8 protein-coding genes, 1 tRNA gene and 1 other RNA gene are annotated in these 12,257 nt (G+C 56.0%); 2 read left to right on the top strand and 8 right to left on the bottom strand.

The window, feature by feature from the left end; all coding sequences use genetic code 11:
* Positions 1-451 precede the first annotated feature (451 nt).
* The 7 genes from HMPREF3142_RS10675 to HMPREF3142_RS10645 form a co-directional block, all read right to left on the bottom strand.
* Positions 452-2,419 (bottom strand): RNA-binding domain-containing protein, encoded by a 1,968-nt coding sequence (locus tag HMPREF3142_RS10675; RefSeq protein ID WP_070612061.1) that lies wholly within the window; start codon positions 2,417-2,419, stop codon positions 452-454.
* Positions 2,420-2,712: 293 nt separating this feature from the next.
* Positions 2,713-2,845: non-coding RNA, RtT sRNA (locus tag HMPREF3142_RS10670), on the bottom strand.
* Between the two features lie 34 nt (positions 2,846-2,879).
* Positions 2,880-2,956 (bottom strand) — tRNA-Pro (locus HMPREF3142_RS10665).
* Positions 2,957-3,075: 119 nt separating this feature from the next.
* Positions 3,076-4,470 (bottom strand): ankyrin repeat domain-containing protein, encoded by a 1,395-nt coding sequence (locus tag HMPREF3142_RS10660; protein ID WP_023340814.1) that lies wholly within the window; start codon positions 4,468-4,470, stop codon positions 3,076-3,078.
* Between the two features lie 196 nt (positions 4,471-4,666).
* Positions 4,667-6,340 (bottom strand): kdo(2)-lipid A phosphoethanolamine 7''-transferase, encoded by a 1,674-nt coding sequence (eptB, locus tag HMPREF3142_RS10655; RefSeq protein WP_049137993.1) that lies wholly within the window; start codon positions 6,338-6,340, stop codon positions 4,667-4,669.
* A 242-nt stretch (positions 6,341-6,582) separates the two neighbouring features.
* Entirely contained in the window at positions 6,583-7,788 is a 1,206-nt protein-coding gene (locus tag HMPREF3142_RS10650; RefSeq protein WP_070612060.1) for an L-lactate MFS transporter, read from the bottom strand.
* A 239-nt stretch (positions 7,789-8,027) separates the two neighbouring features.
* Positions 8,028-8,609 carry an autotransporter outer membrane beta-barrel domain-containing protein gene (locus tag HMPREF3142_RS10645; protein WP_165790303.1) on the bottom strand — a complete coding sequence of 194 codons (582 nt, stop codon included), beginning with the start codon at positions 8,607-8,609 and terminating at the stop codon, positions 8,028-8,030.
* A 206-nt stretch (positions 8,610-8,815) separates the two neighbouring features.
* Between HMPREF3142_RS10645 and tag the strand changes: the two genes are divergently transcribed.
* Together tag and HMPREF3142_RS10635 are read left to right on the top strand one after the other, a co-directional pair.
* Positions 8,816-9,397 (top strand): DNA-3-methyladenine glycosylase I, encoded by a 582-nt coding sequence (gene tag / locus HMPREF3142_RS10640; protein WP_008806894.1) that lies wholly within the window; start codon positions 8,816-8,818, stop codon positions 9,395-9,397.
* The gene (locus tag HMPREF3142_RS10635; protein WP_070612059.1) at positions 9,375-9,815 is read left to right on the top strand and encodes an N-acetyltransferase; all 441 of its coding nucleotides are present in this window, start codon (positions 9,375-9,377) and stop codon (positions 9,813-9,815) included. Before tag ends, HMPREF3142_RS10635 begins: the two co-directional genes overlap by 23 nt.
* Here HMPREF3142_RS10635 and HMPREF3142_RS10630 read toward each other — a convergent pair.
* Positions 9,784-12,114 (bottom strand): molybdopterin guanine dinucleotide-containing S/N-oxide reductase, encoded by a 2,331-nt coding sequence (locus tag HMPREF3142_RS10630; protein WP_008806892.1) that lies wholly within the window; start codon positions 12,112-12,114, stop codon positions 9,784-9,786. The genes HMPREF3142_RS10635 and HMPREF3142_RS10630 overlap by 32 nt on opposite strands.
* Positions 12,115-12,257 lie beyond the last annotated feature (143 nt).

Here is a 12,257-nt window from a genome sequence, read left to right as displayed (position 1 = left end):
GATTAAAAAAACTTCAAGGCGCTATTTTCAGCAGAGAAATTTATGCTACGGGTCAATAAGCAGAATAATGACCTTAATAATTTGCAACACGCAGAGGGAAACAATTCCAACAAATGAGAAAAATTTCTTGCCGTGTGACCAATATGTGAGCGATTAATAGCGCTAACGTTAAAGCGCACAGCGGAAAATGCTACATTTAGCCATAAGCTTCGCGAAAAAAGATCTGTTCATCGATAAAAAAATGCAATGGAAGATGTCACAAAATAGCGAATAGCTGGCTGGAAACGTGGGTAAAGACGTTTATTGTGATTTTGGTGGAATTTTTGGCCGGTCCCTACTTACGGAACCAGACGGCACGGCATGTATATCGTCCTGACAAATGGCAAGAGGGGTATTGCGCGAATCATAAAAACGAAGGGCGGCATTGCGTCGGAAGCTCACGAACAAAAGGCTAGACCACCGTATACCCTTGTCGAGGTGAGTTAGGCTTGTTGGGAAACGCCAGTTTGAGTTGCCTCGCATCCACCATGGGCTTTAAGTAATTCTGGCGAATACTCTGCGCCTTACGTCCCAATAATTTCTCCATAACTGCGACGGATAAGTAATGACCAGCGCACAACTGGACAAGCAACGCCTTCATCACCTCGGTTTCCAGTCGTCGTTGCGCCCGGGATGGCGCGGTTAACACTTCAAGCTCATGCCGGAATCCATCACTTAATGCGTCAAGATCATCAATGAACGGCTTATCTAAAAAGTGGCTGATGAACCGACCATATTCATCCCTTCCCTGAGGGTTACCGACTAAATCAGGAACGCTATGCGTTAAGCTGTTGCCACTATGCGTTAAGCCCTGAGCGTTATGCGTTAAGCTCGATGTAGAACTTAACGCATTTGCAAATATGTCTTCCGGCGATGGCAGTGCCATTACAGGTAAACTATATGATTTATCTCGCTTTTCACCGCTGGAAACCAGAAATCCCCTATCGACTAATTTGGGAAATGCCAGGGTGACATCACGCGAATGTCTGCTCGTTAGCTGACAGGCTCGCTCATGGTTTACCCATCCCTCTGTCGCCGCGGTGATAACGATCATCCTTTCAAGATCATCAAGCAGAGAAAAACGGTGGCCAAACAAACCATTGAGCCGCTCAGTCACTACCTGTGATACAAGGCTTACTGTGGACAGTTCAAGCAACGTTTGTTCAGAGGGTTCCGTTTTTTCATATAACTTTGGTGTGCGCCAGTTTGCCCATTTCCAGCCGCTTATAATTTTCGGAACCCCGGACCCCGCTCGCTCCCCCGCCCCAATCATTAAAAACATCTGATGCATACGGCGGTTACGACAGTCGCTTTCTCCACCTTTCACTGCGATTTCCGGCGGTATTCGCATCAGCCCTGGATTACGGAAGCCAAAAAGATCCGGCCGTCTGACCACTAAGATTGAGCTTCGACCCGTATAATCAGCATGCACCAGGGTATTAACAAGCGCCTCTCGGATAGCTTCATGAACTTTGGTTTCATCCAGCCGAATACCGTCCTGCAATTCAAAAGGTACCTTAAGATCAGTGATCAGTTTTCGATAAGTCCGGCGGTAAAAATCAAAAACATTGCCTGACCATGAGCCATCCGGATAGATACGGTCGATCCAGCGGGAATCAGGTTGTGCATCGTCCCGTTCACGATAATCAACAAAATAGTTAGGGACCGCATCCTGAATGGCATTCCAGGTGCCAAACATCAGGATACCAGCAAGAGTTATGCCCTCCTCCCCGCTCTGACGATTTTGACGCCAGCCGCCGATATTCTTAAATAAATCAACGAGATTTAGTTCCTGCCATGGATGCTGAGGTTTCGCCACCGCAAAGAGATTACGGTAGGCGCGCAAACTGTCCTGATCGATATCACTGAAATCAAACCCGGTCAGGATCCGGTCATCACGGCTATCCTCGACCTGCTCTGCAAGCATTCTTTTGATTTGCTCTGCAGAGCAGTGGCAGTCCGCTTCATGACGGCGGAGATAGGTTTCCGTCATCGGCTGATTATTGAGATAGACGGGTTTTTGTTCTCGTCTTGCTATGGGAATCTCAATGACAATGACTTCTTTATTATCAAGTTTGATGACTTGTAGCGACTCTTCGGTCAGTAAATTGACATTGACTTTCTTCTTATTGTTAGCAATATCAAAAAGTTGCTTCGTAACGGTAGCCATATCGCTAATCCCTTCAACGATAAAGTTTCCTTTCTTTTCCCTGACACCTAACACGACATAGCCACCGCGGGTGTTCGCCATCGCACTGTACGTCCGCCAGAAATCCTCTGGCAGTTTACCTTTACCCTCCGCTCCCTGCGCCAGCTTAAACTCCAGTTCAACTGATTCAGAAAGCGTTTGTAAGTCCAGCGAATCACTGACAGGAAACATAATCGAATTGGCACCTGTTTAATTTTTCAATCAAGGGATGAAAAGGACAACCTGAGCGCTCAGTTAATCTCATTACCAATACATTTGCCTGCTGTGCCTGCAAAAACTTCGGCTTAATACGCAAAAAAAGCCTGCTCATTGAGCAGGCTTTCAGATTGCGGTTAAACGCATGCCCGGCGGCGCTGCGCTTGCGCGGGCCTACGGAACACAAGCCGAACTCTGCCCCCGGAGGTTCTCATCCTCACAGGCCACAGATGCAAAAAAGCCTGCTCGTTGAGCAGGCTTTTCGAATTTGGTCGGTGATAGAGGATGACTCACCACTTCGTGGCTCGCCCTGCGGGCCGTTGCTGACGCAACGTTCTCTCGCTTCGCTCGAGTCGAACCTCCTGCCCCCGGAGGTTCTCATCCTCACAGGCCACAGATGCAAAAAAGCCTGCTCGTTGAGCAGGCTTTTCGAATTTGGTCGGTGATAGAGGATTCGAACCTCCGACCCCTTCGTCCCGAACGAAGTGCGCTACCAGGCTGCGCCAATCACCGAATGCGGGGCGCATCTTACTGCTGGGATGCCTACCCGTCAATGCCTTATTTTCAAAAAATCGCTCAACCGGCGAGAAACTCAGCAGCCTGAGCAGCGAATCGTCGGTTGGTCATCGTTTTCAGCGGCAGGTCACCTCAAACGCTTTGCGATACTCGGATACCTTACAGGTCACCGGCTCACCGAGATAGGTCGAGCCCGCCGGGTTGAATTTAAATTCCCCCAGCAGCATCGTCAGTTCCCCCAGCTCCGGGCAGGATTGCTGATGACGCATAATATCCGGGCGGGTATCGTTATTCACCGCGCGGGCGATGTCGCTGTATGCCAGCTTGTCGGCAAAGGCATTAGCACAAAACTGCAGTTCGCTTTGCGCCATATGCGCGGCCTGCCCTTTCAGCTCGGCATGCTGCGCCAGCAGCAGCTGGCGAACCTCGCCGGCCCGGCTGTAGCCGATCGCCGTATAGCCGGCCTTATTGCTGAGGTTGACGCTGGCGCCAGCCTCAAGCAGCGCCTCGACATTGGCTTTATTATTCATTTTGACCGCCAGCATCAGCGGGCTGAGGTCGTTGGCGGAGAGCTGGTCCACCTTTGCGCCGCGCTGCACCAGCGCCGCGATCACCGCAGGCGACCCCTGACCCGCCGCCACCTGCAGCGCCGTGAGTCCTTCACGGTTCGGCTTATCCACCTCCACACCGGAGGCCGACAGCGCCAGCACCAGATTGGGATCATCCCCCGCCGCCGCCAGCATCAGCGGGGTGGTGCCGGATTTATCCGCCAGGCTGGTGTCCGCCCCGGCGTTGGCCAGCGTCGTGATGGTTTCCGCCGAACGCGCGTGATCGACCGCGAGGAAAAAGGCCGATTCCCCTGACGCATTGACGGCCTTCACGTCCGCCCCGTGCCTGATCAGCAGCGCCACGATCTCGTCGACGTTCTTCTTAAACGCGCCGGGCGCCAGTTGTAACGCCATGTCTTCGGTCATCAGCGCGCGGTTACCCGTCGCCAGCGATTTCGCCGCCGTTGCGCCGACAATTTTATCCAGCGCGCTCTCCTTCTCGACAGGCGCATCGGGCTTTTTCATCGCCAGAATATGCTGATAGTCGTTTCTGACGTCCCCGCCGTCGGCAATGGCGGACATCAATGCCGTACTCTTCTCGACGCTGGTCTGATTTACCGACGCGCCGGCCTGGAGAAGATCGCCGATAATCGCGGCATCGCTGCCGCGCGCCGCCGCCAGCATCAGCGCCGTGACGCCCTGGCGCGTCTGGAGATTCGGCTTCGCCTGACGCTTAAGCAGTAACGCTACCACATCACGACGATTTTCCGCGGCAGCGACCATCAGGCCACTTAAGCCGGTTTTATCCTGACCATCCACATCAATGCCGTTATTCAGCATGGCTTCGATCGTCGCTGGCGCATCGTATTTACAGGCCAGCAGGAACTGGCTGGTCTCTTCCTCAGACTGGCAGCCCGCGAGCATCAACAGGCACAGTAAGGCCAACCCCTTTATCACCTTCATCCTTTCTCTCCATGAAAAGTTCGTGCACAGGGGGAGCGAGAAAACTGGAGGGTAATCAAAGAAGAAGAGGCAACCTGCCAGACACATCCACTGTGCGAAAAAAATCCCTCGCGCGGCGTCAGCCGGCGAGGGATTAGCTTATCCTGGGCTCAGGAAGGGAGAACAGACCCGAGAATCTGAAAATAAACCCCGTGCCTTACTTTTTCCACCGGCACCAGTTGTTATTCTCATTGATCCCGCCATCCGGCGAGGTATAGCCGAGACAGCCCATAATGGTGTCATACAGCTCGACGTGACGGCGCGGCACCTTCATCGCAGCCTGCTGCTGCAGATGGGCAAACGCGGCGGCATGATCGGGGTTCTCCAGGTATTTATCCGACATCCACACCATCATCGGCACGCGGAACTGCTCCGGCGGCGCCATCTTGCGCGGCGTTCCGTGCAGGTGTTCGCGTTCATTAATCGACTCCCCATGATCGGCGGCATAGAACACAATCGCTTTCTTATCCCGCAGCTGGTCGAGGACGCTGACGATAAAGTGATCGACGTAGGTCACGCTGTTATCGTAGGAGTTAATCAGCTCCGCTTTCGAGCACTTGTTGTCGACGCCGACGCACTCCGGCTTCCACTGGGCGAAGCTGCGCGGGTAGCGTTGGGTGTAGTTAAAGTGGGAGCCTTTGGTGTGGAGAATGATCAGATGCTTACCGGAGGCGTTGCCCTGCGCCATACCGCGTTTCATCTCCTCCACCAGCAGCATATCGTCAACGCTCTTACCGCGGTTGCGCGGCTCGGCGCCAATTTGCTCGCGGTAGGCGATATTGTTGGCCATCGTGTTGCTGTAGAACCACATCTCGCTCTGCATGGCATAGAGATTGCCGTTGAAGCCCAACTGATGAAGCACGGCAAAGACGTTCTGCTCTTTGAGCGTTCGCTGCGGGTTATCCTCCGCTCCGCCCTGACGCACAAACATACAGCGTAACGACAGCTTGGTGGCGGTATCGCAGGAGTAGCCGCGGAAAGCGACCAGATTCTTCTCTTTCTCCAGCTCTGGCGTGGTATTGCGGCTATAGCCGAGGATACCCATATGGTCCCAGCGGGTCGTTTCGCCAATGATAAACACCACGTAGGTGTCATCCAGGCCTTCCGGCGCGACGTAGGTAAACTTCTTCGCCGGGTTAATCAGCGATTTATTATCCGAGGATTCATCCACCTGCGCCCAGGCGTACAGCCCCAGCGCCGACAGCCAGTTTGATGGCAGATAGGAGTTGGCGATCACCCCGCCGTAACTCGGCATATCCACTTCCGAATGGCGCTCCACATCATGCTGACGCAGCTCAAGCAGGCGGATGGGACCCCAGACGATGAGCCCGGCCAGCACGACGATCAATACGTTTTTAACCCGCTGCCCCGGGGTGCGCAGTTGGCGCAGCAGCGTATGCCGGCAGCGGTTGCTCCAGATGAACAGCAACGGCGGCGCGCTCACCGCCACCAGCCAGAGGATCAGGTGCCAGCCGATGACCTCTTTCGACAGGTCGATATCGGTGGTCATCACCGAAGCGATAATCCCGTAGCCAATCACCACATTGAGGAACGTCATGTAGTAACTCGCCGCGGCGGAAAACAGGACAATCAGCGTCGCCAGAATGCGCCAGATGCGGCGACCAAACAGTGACAGCAGACGTAACAGGAAGAAGGTGACAAATACCGTGGCAACCAGTTCAACAACACCGGAAAGCCCTTTCCAGAAAGTGAACTCTTGAGCATAACCATCGAAACGCCGGAAAAAAACGGCGACGTTCATAAACCAGCCGATGTACAGCGCCAGCCAAAAACTAAGCTTCTGCTGCGTCATCGTTCTAATATATTTCATGCAAGCAAACCTGGAAAAAGAAGAATAAAACACCGCCTGACGCTGTGGCACGAGTCAGTAGGCTAATAGGGTGCGTTAGGGTTGGTTATCAGAAACCTCTACAAAGCGCGATAAGTAGACCACAGGGAACGGGAAAAGTATCAGGAGGGAATGTGATCCAGCCAAACATTTACAAAACATTTGGCTGGATTGGCACTATTTGCTTAGGGGATTAACCAGGGGCACGTTTCACGCTGCAGGTTTCAGGCGTGCGCCTCGCTATAAACACTGCCTCTCGGCTGACGGATGGTGGTGGACAGCGCCAGCGACAGAATCAGCAGGGCGAAGATCACGCAGAAGGTCACGTAGAAGCCGCCGAACAGCGAAGCGATGAGAGAGCCGCAGATGCTGCCGATACCAAAGCCCAGATAAATCACGCCGTAGTTTTTCGCCAAATTGTTCAGGCCAAAGAACTCACTCACCAGCGACGGGAAGACGGTGATGGTGCCGCCGAAGTTAAAGGCGACGCAGGCGATGGCGGCGAAGAAAGTCATGGCATTCAGCGGGGCGAACAGCAGCGCGGCCATCCCTACCAGCGACACGATCTGACCGAGGGTAATCACACGAATGCGGGAGATCTTGTCGGACAGGATGCCTAACACCAGGCGGCCGCTAAGGTTAGCAATCGAGATAACGGTTACCGCGTTTGCCGCCGTGGCGACATCCAGGTGGACCATCCCCTGGGCAATATCTTTCGCCACGCCAATCACGTACAGTCCGCTCATGCAGGCCGTCAGGAACATCACCGCCAGCATCCAGTACTGCGGTTTGCGCATCGATTCGGCGAGAGTAAAGTCATTTTCCACGACGCCGTTGGCCGCGGTGGACGCCGTATGATTCGGCGCATCTTTCATCAGGGTCGCGCCAAAGACGATCATCACCAGCACGATAGCGCCCCAGATGACGAAGGTTTTTTCCAGGCCGACGGTGGCCAGCAGATGGGAATCAATGAATTTGAACCCCAGGCTGCCGAGCCCATAGGAACCAATGGAGAAAGCAGAGATCAGCCCTTTACGCTCCGGGAACCACTTCACGCAGTTCGACAGGGTCAGCAGATAGCCGGCGCCGTCCGCCAGCCCCACCAGCACGCCCGCGCTCAGCCACAGCATCATCAGGCTATTGGAGTGCGCGGTCAGGAAGAAGCCCAGACCGAGCAGGATCCCGGAGGCCATGGTCACACGCTTAACGCCAAAGCGTTCCTGCAACTTTCCGGCGACCGACGAGGAGAGCGCCAGCCCGAGGCTCAGCAGGCCAAAGGAGAAAGCCACCTGGCTGACCGGCTCGCCCAGTTTGTCAGACAGCGAACTATTAAACAGGCTCCAGGTATAGACCGAACCGAGAGCAAATTGGGTGATGATGGTGCCGATTAGCGTAAGCCAGCGGGTCGATTGACGGTTTGCAGCGTTCATAGCAGTTGTCCTGATAAATTAACTGCCGCCACAATAGCGAAGGCCCCTCATCCTGTGGGGAAAAAGGCATGAACTGCCACCAGCAGGGAATGAAATGCATTAATGGCGGAACGAATGACATTGCAAAACATTCATTCCGCGAATTTCAGGAAAAAAGTTAGTGTGCGCTATCTCACAGAAATGCGCCATTACTGAGATTTAACAATAACCGCGTCGTTTCAAACGCGTAACAATATCGGTCAAAAGTTGGCGCTGACGCCCATCAAATAGAGCGTATTTTCCCCGGATGGGACATTGTCCGCCTGCGACAGCGTCGCCCATGCCGCAACATGGGATCCCAACCGCATATCGGCGCCCAGGGTGACATCACTCCAGCCGCCCTCTCTGGCGCGGGTCGTCGGCGACCAGGCATCGCTGGTAAGCGACTGGTTATAGCTCACCTGAGCCCAGGGATGCACGCCCCACAGCGACTGATAATCCATGCGCCAGCCGAGCGTGTTGACATACCCCGTCTCGACAGCGCTTCTCGTCACTGGCGCGGTGACGTCACTGCGCAGGCTGGCCACCGGCCCGGAGGTCATGCCATTTGCCAGCAGATAATTCCAGCCAACGCTCTGACCACGGCTGCTGTCCGGTGGCGCCAGCGCCTGGTTTAATGCCAGCCCGCCAGGCGTCTCTGAGGACTTCATCCGCTCAGCGAGAATATCTTCGTAACGTGGTTGGTGATCGCTATCCCATGTATAGCGTTCCGGCGTATTACTTTTTGTATCGATAGCGATATATTCCTGTTGCCAGGCATTCGCTCCAGAGACACACGTCATCCAGACGGATACGCTCGCCGGGAACAAGAAGCCCCGGAGGCCATTGCATTTCTTTATTATCATTAATGCGACTCCAGAAAAGAGCCGAATCGGCAATATTGCTGTGTTTTTTTTGGGGATACGATTTCCCTGTATTAACTATTATCTTTATCTTTCAGCCGTCAAGCCGGGGCGTCCACTTTTTTAGCGCAGAGGGAGAAATAGCTATGCAACGTTGCGGATGGGTGAGTCAGGATCCGTTATATATCGAATATCACGATACCGAATGGGGTGTGGCGCAAAAAGAGGGCCGCCAGCTGTTTGAAATGATCTGCCTGGAGGGCCAGCAGGCCGGTTTGTCATGGATCACGGTGTTAAAAAAACGGCAGAACTACCGTCAGGCTTTTCACCAGTTCGACCCGGTGCGCGTGGCAGCGATGGGGGAAGACGATGTCGAGCAGTTGCTGCAGAATGCCGGCATCATTCGCCATCGGGGAAAAATCCAGGCCATTATCGGCAACGCCCGCGCCTATCTGGCGATGGAAGAAAATGGCGAGTCGTTCACTGATTTTGTCTGGTCCTTCGTCAACAATGAGCCGCAGGTGACCTGCGCCGCGACGCTGGCGGAGATCCCCACCACGACGCCGGCCTCCGATGCGCTGTCGAAGGCATTGAAAAAACGCGGCTTTAAATTTGTCGGCTCGACAATCTGTTATTCCTTTATGCAGGCCTGTGGGCTGGTCAACGACCATATCACCGGCTGCTTCTGTCACCCTGGAGGTCAGGATGATCCGCAAGTGGGACACTAAAGATACCGCGCCGCTGCTGGCCCTGTGGCTGGACAGAACGATTCATGCCCATCCTTTTATCAGCGAAAGTTACTGGCGCGACAGCGTCGCGGTGGTACGGGATGTCTATCTTCCCGCCGCCAGCACCTGGGTCTGGGAACGCGATGGGGAATTAAAAGGCTTTGTTAGCGTGCTGGACTCCCGCTTCGTCGGCGCGCTGTTTGTCGCGCCGGACGCCATCCGCCAGGGCATTGGCCGGGCGCTGCTGGATGAAGTCAAACAGCACTACGCCTGGCTGAGTCTCGAGGTTTACCAGAAGAACGAATCGGCGGTCAGTTTCTACCATGCGCAGGGCTTCCGGATTGAAGACTGCGCATGGCAGGACGACACTCAGCACCCGACGTGGATTATGCGTTGGCCGGCGGATCAAATGCTGTAAGCGGCAGCGTCGGGCCGGTATATTTCTCCAGCCACGCCAGGGCGGTGTTCCCGGCACAGCCGTTGCCCAGCCGGGACGTCGGGATATCTTTGGTTAAGACATTCACCGCCCCGTTTTTGCAGATGCCCACCCGCGGATCCAGGTCGGGCCATGCCCCTTCATGCAGGCAAATCACCCCCGGGCGGATCCCCTCCGTCACCACCGCGCCGGCCAGCACCTGACCGCGGGCGTTCCACACCCGCACCAGATCGCCATCGGCAATCCCCCGGGCCCGGGCATCCTGCGGATGAATAGTCACCGGTTCGCGTCCGGCGACAGCATAGCGTTCGCGCAGCGTGGTGTGGTTCAGTTGACTGTGCAGACGGTGGGCCGGATGGGCCGACAGCAGCTGCAGCTGCCCCGCCTCAGCGTTGCCATGCCACTCGTCGGGCTCCAGCCACATCGGGTGCGGCGGGCAATCGGCGTAGCCAAAGGCGGCGATGGTCGGCGAGTGGATCTCAATTTTACCGCTCGCCGTTTTCAGCGGATTAGCCTGCGGATCGGCGCGGAAGGCGGCGAAGCGCGCAAAACGGGCATTCTCCGGCTCCTCTGGCATCTCAATCAGCTGGTTAGCCTGCCAGAATTCGGCAAACGGCGGCAGCGTCACCTGCTGGTGAGCCCCGCGCTGGGCGGCGATCTGATAGAAGGTCTCCAGCCACTGCAAATCACTCTTCCCTTCGGTGAAGCGCTCGCGGCCGCCCACCTCCCAGCGTTCGCTGAGGTCGGCAAAGACCGCGAAATCGTCGCGCGCTTCATCTCGCGGGGCGACCACCTGCTTCATCGGCACCAGATGCTGATTGCTGTAATCTCCAGTCATGGTCAGATCGTTGCGCTCAAACGAGGTGGTCGCCGGCAGGACGATATCGGCATGGCGCGCGGCGGCGGTCCAGAAGCATTCGGAGATGACGATCAGCTCCGGCTTCTGCCAGGCCTGAATCAGGCGGTTGGTGTCCTGATGATGAGTAAAGTTGGCCCCGCCGGCCCACCAGATAAAGCGAATATCGGGGAAGCGACGCGCCATGCCGTTGTGCTGATACTCTGCCCCCGGATTCTCCAGCGCCTCGACGATCCGCGCGACCGGGATCTTCTCCACCGCGTCCACGCCCCCGGCGACGCTTCCCTGCATCGAGCCCAGTACCGCCGCGCGGCGCGTCGGGTTGCCGCCGTTGGCGAAATGATAGGAAAGACCAAACCCGCCTCCCGGGGTGCCAATCTGCCCCAGCATGGCGGCCAAGGTGACCAGCATCCAGTGCTTCTGCTCGCCATACTGCTGGCGCTGCATGCCCCAGCCAGACATCAGCATGGTGGTATTTTCATGGAAAATTTTCGCCAGTTCACGGATCTTATCCGCTTTCACGCCGCAGATCGCCGCCGCCCAGTCAGCGGTTTTCGCTACGCCGTCGCTTTCGCCGGTCAGATAGCGGGCAAAAATATCGTAGCCGCTGGTGCAGCGGGTAAGAAACGCATCATCCTGCCAGCTATTCTCCACCAGCGTATGGGCGATCCCCAGCATCAGCGCGACATCGGTGCCCATATGCGGGGCGATCCATTCCATCGAATCGCCAAAGAAATCGACGGTTTCCGATCGCATCGGATCGATGCAGATCAGGCGCTTACCGCTCTGGCGCAGCCGGTCGAACCACGGGATCCCCTGCTCGTCGGAGGCGTTCCAGGCAATTTTCAGGGTGTTCAGCGGGTTGGCGCTCCACAGCACCACCACTTCGCTGTGCTCGAGCACCAGCGGCCAGCTGGTCTGCTGCTGATATACCTCATTCCCGCCCACGACGTAAGGCATGATCGCCTGCGCCGCGCCAGTGGAGTAATCGCCAAGATGGCCGGTATAGCCGCCCGCCAGGCTCATGTAGCGCTGCAGCAGGGTGGCCGCCTTATGCAGGACGCCGTTAGAGCGCCAGCCGTAGGAGCCGGCGAAAATCGACTGCGGACCGTAGCTTTCGCGGATCCGCCGATGCTGGGCGTCAATTAAATCCAGCGCCTGATCCCAGCTCACCCGCACGAATTCATCCTGACCGCGGACCCCCTGGGGCTTGTCCGGTGAAGCAAGGAAGCCTTTGCGCACCATCGGATAGCGCACGCGGGTTTTGCTGTGGACCTGATCGCGCACCGCCGTTTGCAGCGAGTTGGCAAACGGTGTCGCCAGCGCGCCGCGGGAAGAGAGGACGTTTTCACCGTCCGTTTCCACCAGCATCGGTCCCCAGTGGGCGGCGGTTAAGATGGTTTTGGTTGCAGATGAGGTTGGCAAGGGCGGCTCCTGGTCAGCGAATGCAGGTGTCATGACGGCGTGATGGGCAACCGTTCAATGTTATTTACAAAATGAGATGGTATCCGGGGAATTTTCTACGTAATCACGCGTCATAATCAACCGTCACGTTCGCTGTGACAAAG

This window comes from Klebsiella sp. HMSC16C06 (assembly GCF_001808325.1).
GTDB lineage: Bacteria > Pseudomonadota > Gammaproteobacteria > Enterobacterales > Enterobacteriaceae > Klebsiella > Klebsiella variicola.
The sequence above is the reverse complement of the archived record's forward strand: the minus strand, read 5'-3'. Positions and strand labels throughout refer to the sequence as shown.

Coding starts and splice junctions, on each gene's coding strand:
- HMPREF3142_RS10635 (WP_070612059.1), top strand. CDS start 9,375: ATGATCCGCAAGTGGGACACTAAAGATACCGCGCCGCTGCTGGCCCTG.
- HMPREF3142_RS10645 (WP_165790303.1), bottom strand. CDS start 8,609: ATGACGTGTGTCTCTGGAGCGAATGCCTGGCAACAGGAATATATCGCT.
- HMPREF3142_RS10675 (WP_070612061.1), bottom strand. CDS start 2,419: ATGTTTCCTGTCAGTGATTCGCTGGACTTACAAACGCTTTCTGAATCA.
- HMPREF3142_RS10660 (WP_023340814.1), bottom strand. CDS start 4,470: ATGAAGGTGATAAAGGGGTTGGCCTTACTGTGCCTGTTGATGCTCGCG.
- eptB (WP_049137993.1), bottom strand. CDS start 6,340: ATGAAATATATTAGAACGATGACGCAGCAGAAGCTTAGTTTTTGGCTG.
- HMPREF3142_RS10650 (WP_070612060.1), bottom strand. CDS start 7,788: ATGAACGCTGCAAACCGTCAATCGACCCGCTGGCTTACGCTAATCGGC.
- tag (WP_008806894.1), top strand. CDS start 8,816: ATGCAACGTTGCGGATGGGTGAGTCAGGATCCGTTATATATCGAATAT.